General features: G+C 37.6%; 21 protein-coding genes. 13 read left to right on the top strand and 8 right to left on the bottom strand.

The window, feature by feature from the left end; translation table 11 throughout:
* The first annotated feature begins 287 nt into the window (after nucleotides 1–287).
* The 7 genes from NST46_RS03630 to NST46_RS03600 all read left to right on the top strand — a co-directional run bounded on the left by NST46_RS03630 (nucleotide 288) and on the right by NST46_RS03600 (nucleotide 6,947).
* A complete protein-coding gene (locus tag NST46_RS03630) occupies nucleotides 288–1,196 on the top strand; it encodes a peptidoglycan DD-metalloendopeptidase family protein (RefSeq protein WP_341136794.1) in 909 nt (302 codons plus the stop codon).
* Between the two features lie 214 nt (nucleotides 1,197–1,410).
* Nucleotides 1,411–2,427, top strand: a complete 1,017-nt coding sequence (locus tag NST46_RS03625; protein WP_095307857.1) for an AimR family lysis-lysogeny pheromone receptor — start codon at nucleotides 1,411–1,413, stop codon at nucleotides 2,425–2,427.
* Between the two features lie 492 nt (nucleotides 2,428–2,919).
* Nucleotides 2,920–3,201, top strand: a complete 282-nt coding sequence (gene spoIIID / locus NST46_RS03620) for a sporulation transcriptional regulator SpoIIID (protein WP_095307858.1) — start codon at nucleotides 2,920–2,922, stop codon at nucleotides 3,199–3,201.
* A 325-nt stretch (nucleotides 3,202–3,526) separates the two neighbouring features.
* Nucleotides 3,527–4,528 carry a rod shape-determining protein gene (locus NST46_RS03615; RefSeq protein ID WP_095307859.1) on the top strand — a complete coding sequence of 334 codons (1,002 nt, stop codon included), beginning with the start codon at nucleotides 3,527–3,529 and terminating at the stop codon, nucleotides 4,526–4,528.
* Nucleotides 4,529–4,690: 162 nt separating this feature from the next.
* Entirely contained in the window at nucleotides 4,691–5,500 is an 810-nt protein-coding gene (locus tag NST46_RS03610) for a flagellar hook-basal body protein (RefSeq protein WP_118888514.1), read from the top strand.
* A gap of 19 nt (nucleotides 5,501–5,519) precedes the next feature.
* Nucleotides 5,520–6,353: a flagellar hook-basal body protein gene (locus NST46_RS03605; protein ID WP_341136793.1), complete on the top strand. Its 834-nt coding sequence runs from the start codon at nucleotides 5,520–5,522 to the stop codon at nucleotides 6,351–6,353.
* Between the two features lie 240 nt (nucleotides 6,354–6,593).
* Nucleotides 6,594–6,947 carry a DNA-directed RNA polymerase subunit beta gene (locus tag NST46_RS03600; protein WP_118888515.1) on the top strand — a complete coding sequence of 118 codons (354 nt, stop codon included), beginning with the start codon at nucleotides 6,594–6,596 and terminating at the stop codon, nucleotides 6,945–6,947.
* Nucleotides 6,948–7,016: 69 nt separating this feature from the next.
* On the opposite strand, the gene NST46_RS03595 is transcribed toward NST46_RS03600, so the two are convergent.
* A complete protein-coding gene (locus NST46_RS03595) occupies nucleotides 7,017–7,163 on the bottom strand; it encodes a lmo0937 family membrane protein (RefSeq protein WP_118888516.1) in 147 nt (48 codons plus the stop codon).
* A gap of 137 nt (nucleotides 7,164–7,300) precedes the next feature.
* Between NST46_RS03595 and fabZ the strand changes: the two genes are divergently transcribed.
* Together fabZ and NST46_RS03585 are read left to right on the top strand one after the other, a co-directional pair.
* The gene (gene fabZ, locus NST46_RS03590; RefSeq protein WP_095307863.1) at nucleotides 7,301–7,723 is read left to right on the top strand and encodes a 3-hydroxyacyl-ACP dehydratase FabZ; all 423 of its coding nucleotides are present in this window, start codon (nucleotides 7,301–7,303) and stop codon (nucleotides 7,721–7,723) included.
* Nucleotides 7,724–7,896: 173 nt separating this feature from the next.
* A complete protein-coding gene (locus NST46_RS03585) occupies nucleotides 7,897–8,139 on the top strand; it encodes a hypothetical protein (RefSeq protein WP_095307864.1) in 243 nt (80 codons plus the stop codon).
* A 259-nt stretch (nucleotides 8,140–8,398) separates the two neighbouring features.
* Here NST46_RS03585 and NST46_RS03580 read toward each other — a convergent pair whose 3' ends face one another.
* Nucleotides 8,399–8,581: a YjfB family protein gene (locus NST46_RS03580; protein ID WP_095307865.1), complete on the bottom strand. Its 183-nt coding sequence runs from the start codon at nucleotides 8,579–8,581 to the stop codon at nucleotides 8,399–8,401.
* A gap of 92 nt (nucleotides 8,582–8,673) precedes the next feature.
* Nucleotides 8,674–8,805 (bottom strand): hypothetical protein, encoded by a 132-nt coding sequence (locus NST46_RS03575; protein WP_262366375.1) that lies wholly within the window; start codon nucleotides 8,803–8,805, stop codon nucleotides 8,674–8,676.
* A gap of 203 nt (nucleotides 8,806–9,008) precedes the next feature.
* On the opposite strand from NST46_RS03575, the gene NST46_RS03570 reads away from it, so the two are divergent.
* Both NST46_RS03570 and NST46_RS03565 read left to right on the top strand, forming a co-directional pair.
* A complete protein-coding gene (locus tag NST46_RS03570) occupies nucleotides 9,009–9,485 on the top strand; it encodes a competence protein ComK (RefSeq protein WP_095307866.1) in 477 nt (158 codons plus the stop codon).
* A gap of 223 nt (nucleotides 9,486–9,708) precedes the next feature.
* A complete protein-coding gene (locus tag NST46_RS03565; protein WP_095307867.1) occupies nucleotides 9,709–10,011 on the top strand; it encodes a hypothetical protein in 303 nt (100 codons plus the stop codon).
* 137 nt (nucleotides 10,012–10,148) lie between these two features.
* Here NST46_RS03565 and zwf read toward each other — a convergent pair whose 3' ends face one another.
* From zwf to NST46_RS03545, 4 genes are all read right to left on the bottom strand, one after another.
* The gene (zwf, locus tag NST46_RS03560) at nucleotides 10,149–11,624 is read right to left on the bottom strand and encodes a glucose-6-phosphate dehydrogenase (protein WP_118888518.1); all 1,476 of its coding nucleotides are present in this window, start codon (nucleotides 11,622–11,624) and stop codon (nucleotides 10,149–10,151) included.
* Between the two features lie 112 nt (nucleotides 11,625–11,736).
* Nucleotides 11,737–12,177 carry a threonine/serine exporter family protein gene (locus NST46_RS03555; protein WP_095307869.1) on the bottom strand — a complete coding sequence of 147 codons (441 nt, stop codon included), beginning with the start codon at nucleotides 12,175–12,177 and terminating at the stop codon, nucleotides 11,737–11,739.
* 29 nt (nucleotides 12,178–12,206) lie between these two features.
* Nucleotides 12,207–12,950: a threonine/serine exporter family protein gene (locus NST46_RS03550; RefSeq protein ID WP_095307928.1), complete on the bottom strand. Its 744-nt coding sequence runs from the start codon at nucleotides 12,948–12,950 to the stop codon at nucleotides 12,207–12,209.
* A 91-nt stretch (nucleotides 12,951–13,041) separates the two neighbouring features.
* A complete protein-coding gene (locus tag NST46_RS03545) occupies nucleotides 13,042–13,443 on the bottom strand; it encodes a hypothetical protein (protein WP_095307870.1) in 402 nt (133 codons plus the stop codon).
* 258 nt (nucleotides 13,444–13,701) lie between these two features.
* Here NST46_RS03545 and NST46_RS03540 point away from each other — a divergent pair, with 258 nt between their 5' ends.
* Complete coding sequence (locus NST46_RS03540; protein WP_095307871.1) at nucleotides 13,702–14,778, top strand: glycosyltransferase family 4 protein; 1,077 nt, start codon at nucleotides 13,702–13,704, stop codon at nucleotides 14,776–14,778.
* A 45-nt stretch (nucleotides 14,779–14,823) separates the two neighbouring features.
* On the opposite strand, the gene NST46_RS03535 is transcribed toward NST46_RS03540, so the two are convergent.
* Complete coding sequence (locus NST46_RS03535) at nucleotides 14,824–20,442, bottom strand: S8 family serine peptidase (protein WP_341136792.1); 5,619 nt, start codon at nucleotides 20,440–20,442, stop codon at nucleotides 14,824–14,826.
* 529 nt (nucleotides 20,443–20,971) lie between these two features.
* Here NST46_RS03535 and NST46_RS03530 point away from each other — a divergent pair.
* The gene (locus NST46_RS03530) at nucleotides 20,972–22,429 is read left to right on the top strand and encodes an APC family permease (protein ID WP_118888520.1); all 1,458 of its coding nucleotides are present in this window, start codon (nucleotides 20,972–20,974) and stop codon (nucleotides 22,427–22,429) included.
* Nucleotides 22,430–22,499: the final 70 nt, after the last annotated feature.

Genomic DNA, 22,499 nt, shown 5'->3' with positions numbered 1-22,499 from the left:
CGAATGAGCATGCATATACACTTTTGGGTCACTCATCCTTCTTATGAGTTACCGAATGAGCATGCATATACACTTTTGGGTAACTCATCCCTCTTATGAGTTACCGAATGATCATACTCCCTCTTTCACCGGTCTCGCATAACCTCTGTACCGAACTCACATTTACCCGAGTAATTTCTTACCTTTCCTCAATTCTAAAAAAAAATCCATAAAATCTATAAATTTTTTTGGGAGTGATGTATATATTCTTACTTTTCTGCTCACAATGGTTGCTGAGGTGATAAATTATGAGTGAAGAATTTAAAGGCGGTCCAAAAAATAAATGGAGTCGCATTTATCGCAAGAAGTGGTTTTTCCCAGCTTTATACTTGACGATTGCAGCTGTTTTATTGTCGGTGGTTGTGTGGTATCAGAATTTAGATAATCAAATCACAGATACGACAGAAACCGAGAACCTAGGTGAGGAATACAGCCCAATCCCAAATGAGGAGGGTGCAGAGCCGGTAATTGAGCAGCAGGAACTGATTCAAATGCCATTAGAAAACTCAGATCAAGCAGAAATCGTAACTAAATTTTTTGATTACAGCGCAGAACAAGAAGATCGAGAGAATGCTCTGGTGCTCTACAATAACAGGTTCTATCAAAGTACGGGAGTTGATATCACATCAGCTGATGCAGAAACATTTGATGTTGTAGCAGCTTTATCTGGTACTGTTGAGGAAGTAAAAGAGGATCCACTCTTAGGGAACGTTGTTATTCTATTACATGGCGAGGATGTAAAAACGTATTATGCCAGTTTAGAAGAGGTTAGTGTTTCTGCTGGTGCAGAAGTAAAACAAGGTGAAAAACTTGGTACTGCTGGTAAAAATATTTTTGGTAAAGATAACGGAACGCACGTCCACTTTGAAATCAGAAAAGATGGAAAAGAAGTGAATCCAGAAAGCTTTTTCAATCAGCCTGTAAGCAGCCTTGAAAGTATTACAGAGGAAGCTAAAGAAGACGCTGCAGTAAATGAAGAAGATGCTACAGTAGAAGAAGAAGATTCTACTGTGAATGAAGAAGAGCAAGCAGATGAATCGGATCAAGTAACAGATACGGATGGGGAAGTAGAAGAGAATCCTGAAGATACTCCAAGTGATGAAGCTGATGACTCTGAAGAAGGAACAGATGAACAATTAGAAACTGAAAATGAATAAGACGAAAATACTCCGGAAAAACGTTTCTGGAGTATTTTTTTCTTTAAAGATGAAAATCGATTATTTAAAAGCTGTATATTTATGCGTAAATTGTCGAACGATATTATATTTTCAATACAATAAATTGTGATAAAATATTATTGTTTTTAGAAATAATTTTTTTGGGCAAAAAACTAATAAACGTTTTCCTGTTTTAGGAAAAGGAGGAATAAGGTTGGTTATTGCAAAGTTTATGACTCCGTATTCGGAGCTTACAATAACAGAAATGATGAATATATTAAACTTGGAAAAGGATGCAGCGTCAGCAAAAGAATCGATGAAAAATATTTGTTTGCATTCAAAATCACAGAATATCCAAAAAAAAGGCATGGAATATTTGTATATATACGGATTTATACAAGAGCTTGAATTATTAATCCAAAAAAACCTAGAGTCGGACAACCCGTCAAATCGACTATGGGGTGGGATTTATCGTATTATGGTTGATCAGCGTTGCTTTAAGATTAGTCCGATAGAAACGCTAGATCAATTGGCATACTTTAGGGGTCGCTATTCTACCAAAGAGCCGGAGTTATTATTTTTAATTGAATTGATTCAAGAAAAAGCATACCAGCATCTCAATCAATTTGATAAAATCGGGAATTTAATGGTTACACATCAACAATACTTTTCAGAAATTGAGGAAAGGCTGCTAGTTGTCTTTTTTAAAATAAGATTATACAAAATCAATGTAGTGTACCATATTATGCGAAATGAATTAATCATGGCTAGGAAATACGCCTATCGTGCATTAAATATGCTTGATAGTCCACAACTTCACGCACATGTACATACGTATTTAGGATTATCCTATACGCATGACGCGTATGAAAGTGGAATATATCATTTGGATCAAGCACTAAAAATTTCCGAGGATAATAATTTATATTATATGATTAATATACTCGAAAATTATAATATTCCGTTTCTATCTGCACATTACAAGATGGTAGAGAACATTCGTACAGCAGATAAAGGAGAACAAGCCCATATCGAATTAGCAAAAGGCAACAATGAAAAAGCAATCGATATTTTAAGTGAAATACCAAGCAAAACACCGTTTCAGCTTTATTATTTAGGAAAAGCAAAGCGGGATAAAGGATTATTGATGAAATCCTACAATCATTTTATCGGAAAACGTAGTGATTATTTTTTCAGTAAGCTACCGTTAGATGCGATGAAAAAATTATAGTGCAGTATACTAGTGGCATGATACTTTGTTCTTTTGAGCGAGGTATCTTTTTTGTTCATAGTCATAGCAGTTGCAGTTATCACTACGCTTCTAAGTAATTGCAGTTTATAGGGAATAACCTCAAATTTATTCGAGTGGATACCATTCTATATGCCTCATCAGAGCATAACAGCAAAATTTTTTCGAAAATACATCTTGTCCCTTTCATTTATCCTAATAATTTTAATCATAAAGCATGAACTCCGCTAATAAGATGTTACAAACCATGCAAACGAACTGTCTGAGGTGAGAGCTTGTGTGATTTAGAAATCTTCCTTTTACTACACGCTCCTCATGGAATATTATCTGATAACCGTTGTTTATTCATAAAATTGTTGGTACATACTCCATATTCTACTTAGTGTTATCTTTTCATTAATATCGATATCTCGTTGTAACGCCATGTCTCAGTACCTACACCTCGGAAGTAATCAACTTAGGGAGGCGAACGGTGTGCATGATTACATCAAAGAGAGAACGATCAGGATAGGAAGGCATGTCGTGGAGACAAGAAAAACAGTCCGAACGATTGCAAAGGAATTTGGTGTTTCCAAAAGCACAGTTCATAAAGATTTAACAGAACGATTGCCGGAGATAAATCCAGAGCTGGCAAATCAAGTAAAGGAAATTCTAGAATATCATAAAGCAATTCGACATTTACGGGGGGGAGAAGCGACAAGGCAAAAGTATAAAATTGATGGGAAAAAAGTGCCAGAGGAAAAACCAGCTGGTTGAATGAGTGTAGGAAATTTGATGCACTTTTGTAAAACACGACATCAATAAATTTGTTTTAACTAGTATACGCCCGGATAATCCATCCGGGATCTTCTATTATTTGCTCTCTATTTACACCTCCTATCCCTTCTCTAAACAGTGGAAAAATCAACCATGACATGCACTTACAGCTTTTTCTGCATCCTTCTACAAACTTGCCTATTTTTATACACAAAAAAATTTCACAAAGAGCAGTTAATTGTTGAAATTTGTGGTAAAATATTATACTAGTAGCATTGTGTCAAAATGACCATGCAAGATAGTAACGCTAGGAGGATCTAGATTCATGTTTTCTAGAGATATTGGAATCGACCTTGGAACTGCCAATGTTTTGATTCATGTAAAAGGAAAAGGAATTGTATTAAATGAACCATCTGTTGTAGCAATGGACCGAAATACTGGAAAAGTATTAGAAGTTGGTGAAGAAGCACGACGTATGGTTGGACGTACACCAGGAAATATTGAAGCCACTCGTCCATTGAAAGATGGAGTTATTGCTGACTTTGATGTAACAGAAGCTATGTTAAAGCATTTTATAAATAAAATTAATGTGAAAGGATTGCTTTCGAAGCCAAGAATGCTTATTTGCTGCCCGACGAACATTACAAAAGTGGAGCAAAAGGCGATTAAGGAAGCGGCTGAGAAGTCTGGCGGGAAAAAAGTCTATTTGGAAGAAGAGCCGAAAGTAGCAGCGATTGGCGCTGGAATGGAAATCTTTCAACCGAGCGGTAATATGGTTGTAGACATTGGTGGTGGAACGACAGATGTAGCTGTTCTTTCCATGGGTGGAATTGTAACATCGGAATCCATCAAAATGGCCGGTGATAAGTTTGATATTGATATTCTTCAGTACATTAAAAAGAAATATAAGCTTTTAATTGGTGAGCGTACGGCAGAGGATATTAAGATTAATGTTGCTACCGTCTTTAAAGGGTCACGTGATGAAGAAATGGAAATCAGGGGCCGTGATATGGTGACTGGATTACCACGTACGATTACAGTAGGTTCAGCAGAAATCCAGGAGGCACTAAGTGAGTCTGTATCCCTTATTGTACAAGCAGCGAAAACGGTGCTTGAACGTACTCCTCCTGAATTATCTGCAGATATTATTGATCGTGGAGTTATTCTAACCGGTGGTGGAGCATTATTACATGGTATCGATCAGCTCTTAGCGGAAGAATTGAAGGTCCCTGTATTTATTGCTGAAGACCCGATGGATTGTGTTGCCAAAGGAACGGGAATCATGCTTGAGAATATCGATAAAATAGAACGCAGCAAAATTGGTTAATTTGATATAAAGAAAAGGATTATTATCTCTTAGTACATATCTTACACGTGCGAGTTCAAAATGGAACTAGAAATTTGGTATGTCATTTTTACGGACTTTTTGAACACCCTCTTGTAATTTACTCAAATGGAAAAGCAGTGCCCTGTGGAGGAGGAATGAAACATGTTACGAGGCTTTTATACAGCAGCAAGTGGAATGATATCACAGCAAAGGCAACAGGAAGCTTTAGCGAATAATATTGCAAATGCGAATACACCAGGTTATAAAGCAGATCAGACAACCTTACGTGCCTTTCCTGAGTTATTGCTAAAGGAAATGGGATCGCAGGAACGTCTTTCTACGACACAGGGAGGATTGCAATTTCCTATTCAGAAACCGATTGGTTCAATTAACACTGGTGTTTATGTACAAGAAACAATCCCCAATTTTGTCCAAGGTGATATTAGAGAGACTGGTATAGCTACCGACATCGCGCTTGTAGATGGAACGATGCCCGATGATACGGGTTCCTTGTTTTTTACGGTGCAAAACGAGGCTGGAGAAGTTCGCTATACGCGCAATGGAAATTTTACCGTTGATGGCGAGGGTTTACTTGTAACGAATCAAGGATACTACGTACTTGACAATGCTGGTAATCCAATTGAAACGAATGGAATGGAATTTGAGGTTTCATCAGAAGGCGTCTTACAAACACCTGAGCAAGCAGTACAGCTTGGTATTTCATACACCGCAGATGTCAACGGAATGGCGAAGGAAGGAAATGATCTTTTCACTGGTGATGCAGAACAGATTCCAGAAGGAGCAACTTTTTCAATTCATCAAGGTTTTCTTGAGCAATCAAATGTAGATACACTGCAAACCATGACAGATATGATGAATGCTTACCGGATGTTCGAAACGAATCAGCGTGTACTAAGAGCTTATGATGAAAGTATGGGAAAAGCAGTTTCCGAAATCGGTCGAATTGGGTAGGGGTTAAGGAGGTATTAACATGTCTCAAATAATGAATCAAGCAGCTGTAACGATGAACCAGCTGCAGCAAAAACTAGATATTATCGGTAATAATATGGCAAATAGTCAAACAACAGGTTACAAAAGTCGCCAAGCTGAATTTTCTTCACTGCTTTTTAATCAAATCAATAATTTATCTGCAGCAGCCAATGCTGAAGGTCGTCTAACTCCAGATGGTATACGGATTGGTTCTGGAGCTAGAATTGGTACAGTGAGTAACAATTTAGCGCTGGGTTCCATTTTAGAAACAGGAAGAGCTCTTGATGCTGCATTAAAACGAGAAAACTACTTGTTTGAAATCCAAATGGATCAGAATGGTCAGAATGAGACTTATTATACCCGAGATGGTTCTTTCTTTCTCAGCCCGGTAAACAACAATCAGGCAGTCATGTTAACGACCGGTGACGGTCATCCAGTAATTGGTCAAGATGGTCCTATTGTTCTTGCAGAAGGATTTGATTCCATTGCAATTCGGGAGAACGGTCAAATTGTAGTAACAAGAGGCGGGCAAAATGCCGTTGAAGCACAGTTAGCAGTTGTAGAAGCGGTTCGACCAAGTGTACTCGAAGCAGTAGGCGAGAACATGTTTCGTCTTCCTGATCTTGATAATCTCGGATTTGAGATGGATGAAATAATCGTGGAAACAGGTGCAAATGAAGATATGATACAAGGTGGCGCACTGGAGCAGTCAAATGTGGATTTATCGAAGCAAATTACCGATTTGATGACGACACAGCGTTCCTACCAATTTAATGCTAGAACTATTTCAATGGGTGACCAGATGATGGGACTCGTTAATCAGCTAAGATCCTAAAATAAGATTAACCCTTTTACCACGCATTAAAGGGCTGTAATACCCAAATGAGAAAAATAAGATTTGAATGTGGGGAACAGCTCATAAATTTCTGATTCTGTTCAACTAACAATCAGTGGAGAAAGAAAGGAACCTCCCACTGATTGAAGTTTCACTTTATTAGGTGATCATACCTGATTATGTTACACTTTAAATAAGAAAAAGCGTTTAGTTATGTAGGGGAATAAGGAGCAACAAACTATGTCAACAAATCAATCTGAAAAAACGTCTAGAAGAGCTCTGAAAGAAGAAAACCATGCAACCAAGAAGACGAAAGCACCGAAAGAGTCTCCTAAGGCTAGTTCAGCTTCAGATAAACAGTCTAGAAAACAGCAAAAGCTAAAACAAAAGGCAGAAAGATTGGAGAATAGAAGACCGCGTCGTCGTATTTTTCCAATTTGGCTACGGATTATCATTGTTTTAATTCTTGCTGCTGCTGCATTAGTTGCTGGATTGATGATTGGCTATGGAATTATTGGTGATGGTGTTCCCACGGATGCACTAAAAAAAGAAACGTGGCAGCATATCATTGATATCGTTACAAAGGCAGAATAATTAACTAGTACCTATATATGTAAGAACAAAGGCTATCGCATAAAGGTTTGCGGTAGCCTTTGTTTCATGTTAGGTGATTTTCCTGCCTGTCACAAGTCTAAAAATTAAAAGAATCAACGCTATAACGAGCAGTATATGAACAAGTCCGCCTGCTATTTCAAATGAAAATCCAAGTAACCAAAAGATGATAAGCAAGCCAATAATAGTCCAAAGCACAGCTTATTCTCCTTTCTGAAAGTGATTATTTAAGAATTCTTATATATTCTAAGTACCTTTTATCGCTTTGTTTCAAACATATCAACTGTTATAATGAAATAATATAAAGCCTATAAGTGATAAAGGAGCAAGATAGCATGTTGAACATAGAACAAATTAAAGAAATTATCCCCCATCGATATCCGTTTTTATTGGTTGATAAAGTAACTGAAATGGAAGAAGGGAAACGCGTTGTTGGTCTTAAAAATGTGAGTATTAATGAGCCATTTTTTCAAGGTCATTTCCCGGATTACCCGGTCATGCCAGGGGTTTTAATTGTCGAGGCGCTAGCACAGGTTGGTGCAATTGCAGTATTAAACATTGAAGGAAACAAAGGCAAGATTGGCTTCCTTGCAGGAGTTGATAAATGCCGATTTAAACGCCAAGTAAAACCAGGTGATCAGTTAAAACTGGACGTAGAAATTCTACGAATGAAAGGCCCAGTTGGTAAAGGAAAAGGCATCGCCACCGTGGATGGCGAGCTGGCTTGTGAAGCAGAAATTACCTTTGCAATTAAATAAAGTGAGCACCCTTTTCATTTGTTTGAAAAAAAATATAACAGTAAAACCATAACTGATTCGTCTGCACCATGAAAATGGGATTTTTATCAATAATTTCATCATTAATTCGTATGTCTTCTTTAAAAATGGTTAAGCTAATGGCGATAGTGAACATCTCAAAGGAGGAATTAATGATGAAAAGCAAATTGCTTATCAGATTAGGTGCACCTGTTTTAGCGTTATCCTTAGTCACAGCATGTGGCATGGGGAATGACGATCAGGATCCTGTTAATGAAGAAGCTCCACTGAATGAAGAGGGAGATATGAATGAAATGGATCCTGCACAAGAAGAAAACACTGATCAACAGGATGGCATGATGGAAGATGGTAATCAGAATGAAGCACCGAATGACAATTTACGTGATGAGGATAGATAAAGAAAGAATCTTGAGCTAGGTTCTGAGAAAACCCAATTTTGCTTACCCCTTTTATGAATTTTGTGATAATTGGGTAGCTGAATTACAAAACAACCTCGTTACTTAAGCAATTAAAAAGCAGAACTAACCACAAAGGAGTTCTGCTTTTTTAGTTTATTTCAATTGAAGCTGATGACCAGTTTTGGCTTATTGAGCAAATTGTTCGACTCTATGCTTCTGAGAAACAGCGTGTAATAAATTTAAATCCTGGTCGTTCACTTTAAAGCTTTACATCAATCTGGTTTCCTAATGTTGGATGTGGAGGAGTGGAATCCTGTAACATTTCCATAAGCTGTAAACCTTGCTGTTCAGCAACATTCTTAATGTTATCCATAATTGCTAAGCTTGCATCTGTACGAACTTGATGATTATTCATTGCCATAGACATAGCTGCGATATCCATTTAAAATCCCTCGCTTTAACGTATAAAATAAAGTGTTCGCTACAGCGAGTATATCATACATGTTGTACAGTTGTTCAGCATTGGCGAATTTTTTATTTTTCTTTATTATCTTCTTTCTTTTCATTCCCTTGCGCTTCTTTCATATCATTCGATTGCAATTGCGAGCCTTTTTCTGTTTCACGATCATCAAGTTGTATTTTTTGTTTCTTTTTGTTGTTGGTCATTTATTTGCCTCCTTCTTTCACTTTATACTTAACAATACCCTTTCAATTAAGATTAAAAACAAAAACAGAGGACGCAAGTAATTTTAATTATGGTGAAAGCGTTTCGTTTTTAGTGAAATCTTTTGATATTTCTAGTAAAATAGCCTTAGTCCATACTATATAGTTATATTATGGTAAATAAGTTAAAAATAGGCGGTGGAAGGATGGAAAGGCTATATATTATATCTTCTGACACAAAAGCAATTATGCGTACTGCATCTTCATATTACCGATCGAAAGTATTAGAAGGCAACGAAGATAAGTTTTCCATTAAAAGTCCAGAGCAGATCATTGACAATAGTTGTCTTCTTTATGGTGCCGATTTAAAAGGGAGAAAACAAGCAGTAAGGAAAATCCTGTCCACAACCTCCAAATTACCAGTCCCCATTTCTCCAACACGAGGCGTATTTATGTTTCCAACATCATCGACTAAAAATAAAGATTGTGTCTGGATAGCTTTCCATCAGGTTAAATTTTATGAACAACGGGCTGATAGGACCTATATTGGATTTTTTGATGATACAGGAATTTATGTAAATGCCTCAGAAAATTCAATTGATGCACAGTATAAACGAACGAGTCAAGTTATCGTACATTACAATAGGCGAATTTTGTTTGGTTTTGGAAGTGACATGTATTAACGAGAAATGTACCATGGCTGCTTATAGAATGAGTAAAGCTAGAAGCGATAAAAAGTGAAACGTTTGCTGTGTTAAAACGTATATAAAAATGAAGTTATTTATAATCGGTACACGATTAGATTCTGATGCACAGCGATGATGTGTCAATTTTATAAAAACGGGAAATATAGTAAGAGCTTTTTATATTATAAACTGATTGTATGATAAGGAGGTGGTAATCCATATGTCGATATCACGTATTTTTAAATGGATTACTGGAATATTTGAAGCACTATTAGGAATTCCTATACTTGGAGGCTTGTACATTCTTTCAAATGCATGGACACCACTATTTGTCATGCTGATTCTCCATATTATTACCTTAATCCTTGCGAAAAAGGATAATGGATCTGGATTTGGTAGCGTATTTGGAATTATCACATCAATCTTCGGCTGGATTCCGATTGTTGGAATGATTATGCATATCATTACAGCTTTAGTCCTTATTCTTTCGGCATCAAGACCGGAGGGTAGACAATACGTTTAATTTCAGAAAAGAATCTTCAGGGCTTTTGAGTATGAGCGATAGTTTGGGGATATAGAGTTAATAGAGAGCTTGATAGAGCAATTAAATTGAAATATAAAAAATACTGCTATTGCGATAGCAGTATTTTTTATACTTAGTTAAATAGACCACCAATGAAAGCCGTCTTTTGCAAGTAACTCATCTGCTGCTTCAGGCCCCATGGAACCTGAGCGGTAGTTAGGGAAATCAGCAGTCTTGTTTGACCATTCATTAATAATCGTGTCAACGAACTTCCAAGATAGTGCAACCTCATCCCAATGTGTAAAGTTTGTCGCATCACCAATCATGCAATCATAAAGCAGCTTTTCGTAAGCTTCTGGTGTGTTAATTCCTGGAACTGGATTATGATTATAGGCAAGTTGAATTGGCTCTGCAAGGGAACCGGATCCTGATTTCTTCGCATTTAAACAAAGCGTAATCCCTTCGTTAGGCTGAATATTAATAATCAGCAGGTTAGGGTGTCTATCTTTGTCCTTTTTATAATATAAATTCATTGGGATGTCGTTGAATTCAATTACAATTTTCGTTGACTTTTCCGCTAAACGTTTACCAGTACGAATATAGAATGGTACACCAGCCCAACGGTAGTTATCAATGAGCAGCTTTCCAGCTACAAAAGTCTCTGTATTGGAATTTTCCAGCTCATCAGCCTCATCAACATATGCTGGAACTGTCTCCCCACCGATTTTTCCAACGCCATATTGTCCACGTACAAAGAAATTGTCTATTTCTTTTGGATTGATTGGACGAAGTGCACGAAGTACTTTTATTTTTTCAGACCGAATTTCATCCGTTGTTAGCTTAATTGGAGGCTCCATTGCTAGTAAAGCAACCATTTGCAGCATATGATTCTGGACCATATCTCTAGTAGCTCCAGAAGTGTCATAGTAGCGTGCTCTTTCTTCTACGCCTAATGTCTCACTTGAGGTAACTTGGACGTTTGAAATAAAGCGGTTGTTCCATAAATGTTCAAAAATTCCATTAGCAAAACGGATAACTTCAATATTTTGAACCATTTCTTTACCTAAATAGTGGTCAATCCGATAAATCTGATCTTCATCGAAAGCTGCGCGTAACTGCTTATTTAACTTTCTGGCAGATTTTATATCTATTCCAAATGGTTTTTCAATCACAAGTCGTGACCAACCAGCAGAATCCTTTAATCCGTATTCTTGTAATTTATTAGCAATTGTTCCAAAGAACTCTGGTGCCATTGCTAGATAAAAGATACGGTTCTCCTCTGTTTCATATGCACCTTCTAATTCCTTTATTAATGCATTTAATCCACTGTAGGAAGAATCATCAGTCACATCGAATGATTGATAATAGAAGTGGGATACAAATTCCTCAAGATCTTCCTTTGGAGAAACTGCCTCTTTAATGGAATTCGATACATTTTCGCGTAAAACTTCATCTGTCCAAGGCCGGCGGGCCAATCCAACAACAGCGAAATTTTCACTAATTTTACCACTCTGATAAAGGCGATATATCGAAGGGAACAATTTTCGTTTCGCTAGATCACCTGTTGCTCCAAATATTACGATAACCGATTTTGGCTGCAATTCATTACTCATGTTTTCGTTCCCTCGCTTTTACTATATATATACATCTATTTTATAGGAAATAAAATATTAATCAAATAATGGATACTTAAATCGAGAACTTCTTAAATGCCATACACTGCTATTATTTGAATAGCATCCGAGATTTATTTACTAACTGATTGATAACGCCTGAAAACATCAGACCAATTGCTATTCCTCCCGAAAGCAGCATGACCTGAGCAGAAAGCTGAACACCTGTATAATAATCATTTTCCACAAAGTTGCGCATCGCATTATAGGCGATACCACCGGGGACGAGCGGGATAACCCCAGATACGGTAAAGATAATAATCGGCTTTTTAAAAATCTTAGCACATGTATGGCTTAAAACAGCAACAAGCATTGCGGCAAAAGTCGTAGCTGGTACGGCATCCATTCCTGCCTCAACCAAAACATAATAAAGAATCCAGCCAAACATACCGACTAGCCCGCATTGGACGAGCGCATTCCGTGGAGCATTAAACAATATCCCAAAACCGGCAGAGGCTATAAAGCTTGTAATAAGCTGCTGCATAATAATCATGTTTCAACCTCCAAAATGAATACTCTGTTTTAAACAAATGCAATAATAAGTGCAACACCTGCGCCGATAGCAAATGCTGTCAGTAAAGCCTCCACACCTTTAGAAAGGCCAGAAACAAGATGGCCAGCCATCAAGTCACGGATTGCATTCGTTATATGTAAACCTGGCACAAGCGGCATGACGGCACCGATAATGGTCTTATCTAGAGCATTCCCGAATCCGCAGTATAGAAATAATAGGGCAGATAAGCCAATTAAAAAAGCACCGAAAAATTCAGCAAGGAAGCGAATTTCTATTACTCGCTCAAACCCAAGCATTCCTGCAAAGCCAAATGCTCCAGCTATACAGCTAGGAATAAAATCATTCCAAGTACCGCCGAACATAATGGCGAAGCATCCACTCACAAGTGCTGCAGCAAGGATTTGTGCCCAGGCAGGGAATGTTAATTTTGCCTGATCAATTTTTTCCAGCTGTTCATATGCTTCCTTAATATCTAATTCTCCTGCTGTAATCTTTCGTGAAATATTATTTACCTCTGCAATTTTATGTAAATCAGTAGACCGATTCGTCACACGAAGGAAATTAGAAGTTCCTGCTATATCTAATGAAAAGCTAATACCAGTTGGTGTTGCATAGCTCTGTGGATTTTTAACACCAAAGGCAGTGGAAATACGGTCCATAGTATCCTCGACACGATATGTTTCGGCTCCACTGACTAACATGATTTTTCCTGCTAATATGCACACTTTTTCAATGGTAATTTGTTCAAACATAAAACCACCTGCCTCAAAAGCAATCGATTTGTTTATATTATAAAGTTTTGCCTGTGGGAATGAAAGAGAAAAAGCTCCTCGTGTTAGGAGCTTAAGCAACATTTATAAACATCAGAACTAAAGCAATGATTGGAACCGCATTGATAAGTGCGATAGCAATTATAGAAAACTGGTTCACTGCTTGTCTTCGATCTTCTTCAACATCTACTTTTCGCTGCAGGAAAATAAAGAACATCGCAAATGCCATCAAGATAATAATAATGAATGCTGGAACATAAAGGTCTTCAATAGATAATGGTACTGCATGAATGATGGCATAAATAATCATAATAAGAGGAACACTCTCGCTGATAGCAGCTCCAATGAAAAAATTTGTCTGCGCCTTAGCTACTTGCTCTGGATCTGCTTTAATCTTATCCAGGTTAATTTTGAAGACAATTAAGATACCGATGACAGCAATAATCGCAGCAGCAGTAAACAAATACGGACTCAAAATTAGAACACCACCTTTAATTGTAACCTTTTAATCAGAGTATTTTGAAATACCCAATAATAGTAGCACAAATTGCAATGTATGTCACCGAGAAGTGCACCAATTGTCGGATTAACGAGAAATCTGCTTGCAAATCTCATTATAATTTGCTAATTGCTACCAACTTTCGATATAATTTAAAGCAATTAAAGGTATTTAAAGGGGAAAAATTCACGTACTACATCAAGAACTGGCAACAAAGAACAGTAGGAGAATTCTATGTTTAATTATATTGATTTATTAATTGCATTTCTTATCGCATTCACTGCAGCTTTATTACTTACATATCCAGTAAAAATGTTTGCAATTAAAATCGGTGCGATGGATAAACCGAACAGCCGTAAAATACACATCAATGAAACGCCTAGACTAGGTGGTTTGGCGATATTTATTGGTGCTCTTTTGGGGACACTTTATTTACAGCCATATCACCAGCACTTACCTGAAATTCTAATTGGTTCCATTATTATTCTTATTACAGGTGCGCTCGATGACCGGTTCACGATTAAGCCCATTTTAAAATTGACAGGGCAATTGGCTGCGGCATTCCTTTTAGTGTCTTCCGGGCTAATTATTGAACGAATTACAATCCCGATATTTGGAGTTGTCGAGTTCGGATTTTTAAGTGTGCTTATTACAATACTATGGGTTGTAGGTATTGCAAATGCGATAAATCTGATTGATGGCTTGGATGGTTTAGCTACAGGTGTTACAACAATTGCCATGACAAGTATATTTGTAATGGCATTAATTGATACACAGATAATCGTTGCATTTTTAAGTATCGCATTAATAGGGGCCAACTTAGGATTTCTATATCATAATTTTTATCCAGCGAAAATTTATATGGGTGACACCGGTTCGAATTTTCTTGGATATATGATTGCGGTTCTTTCAATGCTTGGATTGTTTAAAAATGTTACGTTTTTCAGTTTTATAATTCCAGTTATCATATTGGCAGTGCCAATTTTTGATACATTGGTAGCGATTGTGCGGCGAGCTTATAACAAAGAAAGTATTATGGCTGCGGATAACAAACACCTTCATTACCAGCTTATTCAAGCCGGATACAGTCACCGGAAGGCAGTCATCATTATTTATATTTTCAGTGCGTTATTTGGGGTAATGGGAATCTTGTTTTCCAATGCCAGTCCAACCTTATCCCTTATTATATCGCTCTTCGTTATTTTACTGCTCTATATTTTTGCCGAGCTTGCAGGAATTGTTATGGGTGGGAAACGTCCGATCGTTAGCATTTTAAGGAAAATTTTACGGAAAATAGAACGGTCACAATAAAGAGGCTTCCTAATTAGGGAGCCTCTTTATATGTGGTGTTTCTAGTCAAAGCATTGATTTTCTTTTTCTTCTGTGCTGCACATAGATTGCTACAAAGCCAATGATAATTAATACCGCTCCAATTGCAAGATAATTGTAAGTCGTTGTAGCAGTACTTGGAAGTTGTTTACCATCACCTGAGTCGCCCTTTGCATAACCGATATTCTTAGTCGTTCCTCCGTTAGACTTGTTTCCGGTGTTTTTACCGACATCTGAACGATTGTCGTCAATTGGGTCTTTATCTTTTGGTTCTTCCTTATCGTCATCTTTATCCACTGGATTCGGATCTACAGGGTCTTTGCCTTTATCATCGTCTGTATCTTCAAAAACAGCAAATTGACTAAAGTGATCTACACCAACGGATACCTTGCCGTCTTGGTATACAGAACCAGGAATTATTTCCCATTGCCTTGTGTCCTCATTCAAGTAGTATACATTTAATTTATCGACGTTATTAACTTTGTCTGGATTAATCTTGAATAGAAGCGCTATTGGTTCCTTAAATGTATTGATTGCATCTTCGTTTGCTTCGATTGTTAGGTCATATACAGGACTAACTGCTTTTTCAACATCATCCTGTTTTTCAAGATTAAATGAAATATCTTTCTCATCCGGTAAATTTACCAATGGAATCTGCATTTCAATATGATGGTTCTGAATAATCAATGTTGCTTCTTTTGCTTTCAAAACAGCAATTTGTTCTTTTGTTATTTCGATGCGTACGGATTCCGTTTTGCCTAGGTCAATAACAAGTGTACCACCATCCGCTAATTGATCGATAGCTTCATTAGAAATAGTAGCTATTCCATCCGCGATTTGAGGAGCTGCAACAACAGTCTCTTCTTTAGGTTCAGGATCTGTAATATTATCCACCTGGATGGCCTTGACAGCTTCAACATCATTACGGTTCTTTGCATAAACGGTGTATGTTCCATTTTCACTAACTTCAAAAGCTTTCGTATTAAGGTCAATTGCATGGCCGTTCTTGGCAAAATCCTCCGTTGTCTTTTCACCGGCATGCCATTTTAATGCCGTTATATCTGACTCGCTATCTGTTGCAACTGAAATTGTAACAGGACCTTCCGTTGGTTCTGTAGTAGAAGGTGAAAGCGTAATTGTAAATTCCTCATCAACAGGTTCTGTAATATTTTTCACCGTAATCGTTTGAACAGCTTCGGCTCCGTTACTATTTTTCACATAAACGGTGTATGTCCCGTTTTTCGTAATATCAAATGCTTTTTTGGTTAAATCAATCGCATTTCCTGATTTTGTGAAATCTTCAATAGAACGTTCACCCTCAAGCCATTTCAATACTGCTAAATCTGCTGCACTGTCTGTATCAATCGAAATCGTAACTGGCCCTTCTGTTAACGCAGTTGTTGAAGGCGTTAATGAAATCGTAATGACTTCATCACCAGGCTGTATTATATTTTCGATTACAATGGTTTGTACGGTTTCTAATTCATCACTATTTTTTGCATATACTGTGTACGTCCCATTTTCTGCAATATCGAAAGTCTTCGTGTTCAGGTCAATTGCGTTTCCAGCATCCGCAAAGTTTTCTTCTGTAAGTTCGCCTAGAAGCCATTTTAATGCAGTAAGGTCTGTTTCACTGTTTGTCATAACGGAAATGGACATTGGTCCTTCCGTTGGTTCCGTTGTAGAAGGGATTAACGTAATGCTAAGCTCACCTTGTACAATAATATTCCCAACAACAATGGTTTGAACAGCTTCAGCCCCGTTACGATTCTGTACATAAACGGTGTAAATACCGTTTTCATGAACATCAAAAGCCTTTGTATTCAAATCGATGGGATTCCCAGCATCAGCAAAATCTTCCACGGCTTTGTCACCTTGTAACCATTTTATTGCATCCAGTTCTGTTTCACTGTCAGTCTCCACAGCAATAGAGATCGGTCCTTCTGTCGGTTCTGTAGTAGAAGGGGAGAGGGTGATTGAAAATTCCTCAACCGGATCTGTAATATTTTCTACTGTAATCGTTTGAACAGCTTCAACTCCATTACTATTTTTTACATAAACGGTATAGATATCATTTTCATGAACATCAAAAGCTTTTGTATTTAAATCGATAGGATTGCCAGCTTCAGCGAAATCTTCCACGACTTTGTCACCTTGCAGCCACTTCATTGTAACGAGATCTGCTTCACTATCCGTAGCCACAGCAATAGAAATCGGTCCTTCTGTCGGTTCTGCAGTAGAAGGAGAAAGGGTAATTGTAATTACTTCTTCAATCGGCTCTGTAATATTCTCTATCGTAATGGATTCAAGAGCTTCAACACCCTCACTATTTTTAACGTAAACCGTGTAAGTTCCATTCTCCTCAACGTCAAAAGCCTTTGTATTTAAATCGATCGTATTTCCTGATTCAGCAAAATCTTCCGCAGTCTTATCACCTTGCAGCCATTTCATCGCAACCAATTCTGCTTCACTATCGGTATCTACAGAAATCGTAACCGGTTCTTCTGTTGGCTCATTAGTAGAAGGTGTTAAGGAAATCATGATTTCCTTTGCTTCTTCTGTAACATCCAGTTCGAGTTGTTGCTGAGTACTATTTGCAACAATGTCAGTAACCGTTAATGCTAGTGTGTTTTTACCACTTGTTAGGCTCGTTAACTGGACTTTAAATGTGCCATCTTGTTCAAGTATTACATCATTGCTTTCTAAAACGTGACCATCCTCATCAGTTAGCTCATACTCAGCAGATAATTTTTCATTTACATCATAAGGTAATCCAAAAATTCTCTCAACAGTCCTCTTGAAATCAATAAATTTATCATCAATTGATCCTGTTACAACAAATTCATTTCCATCAATTGCTTCATCTACAGAATCGAAATCAATCTCAGGAGCAGCTGTCTTCACAAAAAGTGGTCCATCGTCTGCAAGGAGTGTGATATTTTGATTTGCTATATCCCATGAATTGAAATCAACGGTGTATACGCCATCCGGGATGGTCGTTTCTTGCTCAGTCTCCCAATCATAATACGTTTCACTTATTGGAAGCTGCCATTCACCAGCTGGCAATGCTTGCATGGCCAAATAACCGATATAACCATCTCCGTAAATGCCGCCATTTGGATCGGCTGCATCCCATAGCTCGATGGACATGAGCTCTTCATCAGCTGATAATCCGAATTCTAAGACGGTTTCATCATGCTGACCATCACCATTTGGTGAAATTGCGTAATCGATGAGTTCGAAGTATGATAATCCGCTTGGAACTTCTGTCGAAAATTCAACAGCGAAAGGTAATCCTAAATTTGTTGTCCCATTCGTAATATGGATATATCCAAGCAGCTCATTTCCAGGAGATTCTTCGCCTGCTGGGACTGATAACGTAACATCAAGTGTTTCCGTTCCATTTAAAGTAAAAGATGGTTTGTTTACGGTAACGCTCGCATCAGCTAATTCACCAGTTGCTGCTTTCGTTACGTCAACACTTACATCATAATCACTGGATTTGCCAATTAAGTCACGTACTTCAATCTGTTTTGTTATCGTTAACTCTTTTTCTTGATCTGGTGCTACTCTTCCAAATGTGATGGTTCCTTTTTCGTAATCAAGCGATTGTTCATCGAAGGCAGTAGTGTCTAATGCATATGCTAATGCTTCTGCATTTGCAGCGGCTAAAGGTTGTACACGGCCAGGCCCTTGTGCAAAGACATCGTATTGCTCTGTATCTAATTGCTTCGCTGTATTTGATAACGCAACTTTAATATCATATGGTGTCCAATCGGGATTTTTTGATAAAAGTAATGCTGCTATCCCTGCAATCTGAGGTGCAGCCATACTCGTTCCCGTTTTCCGGTCATATGCTTGTGTGTACGCTGCATCTGGATAATCCTTTCCGTAAGCAGGGACTGTAGCCATAATATTTGTTCCTGGTGCGGAAACATCTGGCTTGATATCAAACACTGGCGTGGATGGTCCACGTGAACTGGATGAATTTATTTGGTCTCCTTCAGTAGAGTTAACCTGGTAATCACTAAACGTAACCTTGCCAATATTGTCCGCTGATGCTGCGATTGCTTCTCTTAACGCTTGGCCATCTGCAGTTGAAATATCGAATGCTGGAATATAACCAAATGAACTTCCCAGCAATACATTAGCAGGTCCTTCACCATCGATATTGTTATGAATCAGGATACCGATAGCTCCAAGACTTTTGGCTACATCTATCTTATCTACAAATGGAATCTCCCCACGCGCAACCAACGCAACTTTTCCTTCCACGTCAATTCCTTCATAGTCAGATGCTGCACCAACTCCTGGAACAGGTACTACATCATATGTACCCGATAATGCATCTGCAGGATCCTCAGCAAAATTCCAACCCATTAATGCTGCATCATATTGTTGCTCATAATCACCAGCACTGGTAACTACGTTTGCTTGAATCGTTTCTTCTGGTAATGTGGAGTTTCCTACAGAAATTGCGAGCGCAGCAGATGCAGGATTTCCAACTGAACCACGACCTGGACCACTATTTCCTGTTGCGACAATTGCTGTAACCCCAGCTAATGTGGCATTGTTAATAGCAATTGCATCTGGAGCAGTTTGACTATTGCTGCCACCACCTAATGATAGATTGATAATATCCATGTCTTCTTCGACGGATTTATCAATTGCAGCAATGATACCAGACGTAAACCCACTTCCATATGCACCTAGTACACGATATGCATACAGGTCAATTTTTGGCGCGATTCCTTTTATGCCATATTCATTGTTTCCTGTTCCTGCAATGATACCCGCAACATGTGTCCCGTGTGATGTATAAAAGGAACTGCCATTTGCACTGAATTCTGGCATGTGATCTGGACGGTCTTCAGGAGTAGTCTCATATGGATCATCATCGTCACGTGGACGAGCATAATCTTCCGTGTGTTCGATGAAGTTATGGCCACCTTTATAAATTTCTTGAAAGTCAGGGTGATTATAATCAATACCAGTATCCAGAACGGCAACTTTCACACCTTGTCCTTCATGACCTAAATCCCAAAGTTCAGGAACTTCAAGGTGGGGAACAGTATCAACCATCATCGGACCTATGTTATTATCCCCGGCAAGTTCAAGAGCGTGAACCTCTTCATCAGGATCAACACTGACAACGCCATCTATTGTTAATAGTTTATCAATATCATCTGCTTTCAATTTCAGTGACATCCCATTAAAAGCTTGGGTATACGTAAATCCTTTCTCATAGTCAATGTTGTCTGCTTTTAATAGTTTTTCAAATCTAGCTTGTTCATTAATAACTTTATTTTTTACAGTTATGGCCTGTGCTCCGCTAAGCGTTTTTCCTTCTACTGTTTTCTTTCCTTGTTCTAGTGCAACAGGAGCTTCAGATAATTGAACAATAACAGCTGTTTCTTTATCACTAGATAAATTTTGTAAAGCTTGGTGTAAAACAGGTTCCTGATTTAAGATTGCTTGTTGCTTTGAAACAGCCTTTTTTAGCTGCGATATTCTATCATCAACGTTTAGTTGTTTTGTCGCATTGCTATTTGTTTCAGCTGATACAAGTAATGGATTAAATAATGAAAGAATAAGTGTAAAGATTAATAAACTACTAAATAATTTCTTAACATATCTCTGTTTCAACCATACTTCCTCCCATTCCCGTTTTAATCATATTTTCTATATAACCGACTAATTCCTCATATGAATCAATCCCATCTATAAAATATTTAATTTTTTGACAATATTACAATTTTATAGTAGCACAGCTCTATTACAATAGGAACAAAATTTTCCAATATAATAGCAATATAAATAATAATTAGTTAATTAAGACTATTAATCGACATTGTACGACAGGTGAGGGTTAGGTCTTTTTCTCTAAATTATTGAACTGCAATTACACGGAGCTAATCGAAAATTGGGATAGACAGAGAACTATGTATAGTGATATAGAATGGTGGAAGGAGCTTGTTTAGCGCCCTTAAAATTAGACAAACTAAATTAAAATTTTAACCTCAAAATAAATATAACACCTCCATGAAATCTGATGAGAAAGTATTGCGTTTTTTTACTTAATTGGATTTTTCCCGCTTTTGATTAGGGAGTAATAATAAATAATGGTAAAATAAAACCCATAATAAAAATTCAAATCGAATAAAGGAGAAAAAGTATGAATGAAAGAACCACATTAGAGAAATCATTAAAACCACACTGGGTATGGGCCATTGCTTTAGGATCAGCAATCGGCTGGGGGGCATTCGTTCAGCCTGCAACGTGGATGTCTACAGCTGGTCCACTTGGAGTAATCATCGGTTTCGGTATTGGTGGTTTATTAATGATGCTGATAGCTGTCAGCTACGGTTTCTTAATCAAAAGCTTTCCTGTTTCAGGAGGAGCGTTTGCATATACATATGTTAGTCTGGGACGTACACATGCATTTATATGTGGCTGGTTTTTAACGTTTGGGTACCTTTGTATTGTGGCACTCAATGCATCAGCATTTGCATTAATGATTAAGTTTACGTTGCCGAAGCTTATTGAAAATATATATCTTTACGATGTTGCAGGCTGGAGTGTGTATGGGACAGAAATTATAATTGCAACGATTGCGCTTATCGTATTTGGCTATTTCAATATAAAAGGAACAGGGATGTCTGGCAGAATCCAGTTTATCTTTTGTTGTGTGATGGTTATAAGTATTGTTGTTTTAACACTATTAGTTGGGATACAGCCAGGTACTGGAATAGCTAATATGCAACCATTTTTCCCAGCAGAAACAACTGCATTCGCAGCTGTTATTTCAATTGTAGCAATTGCACCATGGGCATATGTTGGATTTGACACAGTACCACAAACAGCAGAGGAATTTAATTTTTCCTCTAAAAAAGCATTTAGTTTAATTATTTATGCGATATTCTTTGCTTTCTTACTATATAGCTTGATGATAATTGCGACATCCATGGCAGAGCCGTGGCAAGGTTTAGTTGCCGGCAATTACATTTGGGGAACCGGGACAGCTGTTCAAAGTCTATTAGGAATAGGTGGTTTGGCTATTTTAGTCGTAGCATTAACGATGGGAATATTCACAGGGTTAATTGGTTTTATTCTTTCTTCGAGTCGCTTATTATTTGCTATGTCACGAGCGAAGATATTACCAGAAACCTTTTCGAAATTGCATCCTAAATATAAAACACCGTATATTGGTATTATATTTGTTGTGATTTTAGCGATGTTTGCACCATGGTTTGGCAGAGAGGCATTGCTTTGGGTGGTCGATATGTCATCAGTAGGGGTAACGATAGCTTATTTTTACACTTGTTTCACTGCATTTAAATTATTTAAATGGAAAAAAGATGCTAATTTCAATGAACAATTAAACACAGTTTCACCATTCAAAAAAGTTGTTTCCTTTATTGGATCGCTTACGAGTCTTGTGTTTCTGGGGCTTTTACTGGTTCCGGGTTCACCTGCATATTTAGGTATTGAATCAAGGATCGCCCTGGCAGCATGGATTTTTCTTGGGATTATATTTTATTTGATGAAACGAAAGCAATTTAATAAAGTACCTGAAAAGGAATTAAATTACTTAATCTTAGGTCAGGAAGAAGTTAATGTGAAAAATAGATAATAATACAATCGAAATTAAAAAATCGGGAACCTTGTTCATTGCAAAGGTTCCCGATTTTCTTAATATCAAA

This window comes from Oceanobacillus sp. FSL W7-1309, assembly GCF_038002145.1.
GTDB classification, from domain to species: Bacteria; Bacillota; Bacilli; order Bacillales; family Amphibacillaceae; genus Oceanobacillus; species Oceanobacillus profundus.
Note: the sequence above shows the minus strand (reverse complement) of the source record. Positions and strands in the feature narration are given on the sequence as shown.

Coding starts and splice junctions, on each gene's coding strand:
- NST46_RS03630 (WP_341136794.1), top strand. CDS start 288: ATGAGTGAAGAATTTAAAGGCGGTCCAAAAAATAAATGGAGTCGCATT.
- NST46_RS03615 (WP_095307859.1), top strand. CDS start 3,527: ATGTTTTCTAGAGATATTGGAATCGACCTTGGAACTGCCAATGTTTTG.
- NST46_RS03610 (WP_118888514.1), top strand. CDS start 4,691: ATGTTACGAGGCTTTTATACAGCAGCAAGTGGAATGATATCACAGCAA.
- NST46_RS03605 (WP_341136793.1), top strand. CDS start 5,520: ATGTCTCAAATAATGAATCAAGCAGCTGTAACGATGAACCAGCTGCAG.
- NST46_RS03600 (WP_118888515.1), top strand. CDS start 6,594: ATGTCAACAAATCAATCTGAAAAAACGTCTAGAAGAGCTCTGAAAGAA.
- fabZ (WP_095307863.1), top strand. CDS start 7,301: ATGTTGAACATAGAACAAATTAAAGAAATTATCCCCCATCGATATCCG.
- NST46_RS03585 (WP_095307864.1), top strand. CDS start 7,897: ATGAAAAGCAAATTGCTTATCAGATTAGGTGCACCTGTTTTAGCGTTA.
- NST46_RS03580 (WP_095307865.1), bottom strand. CDS start 8,581: ATGGATATCGCAGCTATGTCTATGGCAATGAATAATCATCAAGTTCGT.
- NST46_RS03575 (WP_262366375.1), bottom strand. CDS start 8,805: ATGACCAACAACAAAAAGAAACAAAAAATACAACTTGATGATCGTGAA.
- NST46_RS03570 (WP_095307866.1), top strand. CDS start 9,009: ATGGAAAGGCTATATATTATATCTTCTGACACAAAAGCAATTATGCGT.
- NST46_RS03565 (WP_095307867.1), top strand. CDS start 9,709: ATGTCGATATCACGTATTTTTAAATGGATTACTGGAATATTTGAAGCA.
- zwf (WP_118888518.1), bottom strand. CDS start 11,624: ATGAGTAATGAATTGCAGCCAAAATCGGTTATCGTAATATTTGGAGCA.
- NST46_RS03555 (WP_095307869.1), bottom strand. CDS start 12,177: ATGATTATTATGCAGCAGCTTATTACAAGCTTTATAGCCTCTGCCGGT.
- NST46_RS03550 (WP_095307928.1), bottom strand. CDS start 12,950: ATGTTTGAACAAATTACCATTGAAAAAGTGTGCATATTAGCAGGAAAA.
- NST46_RS03540 (WP_095307871.1), top strand. CDS start 13,702: ATGTTTAATTATATTGATTTATTAATTGCATTTCTTATCGCATTCACT.
- NST46_RS03530 (WP_118888520.1), top strand. CDS start 20,972: ATGAATGAAAGAACCACATTAGAGAAATCATTAAAACCACACTGGGTA.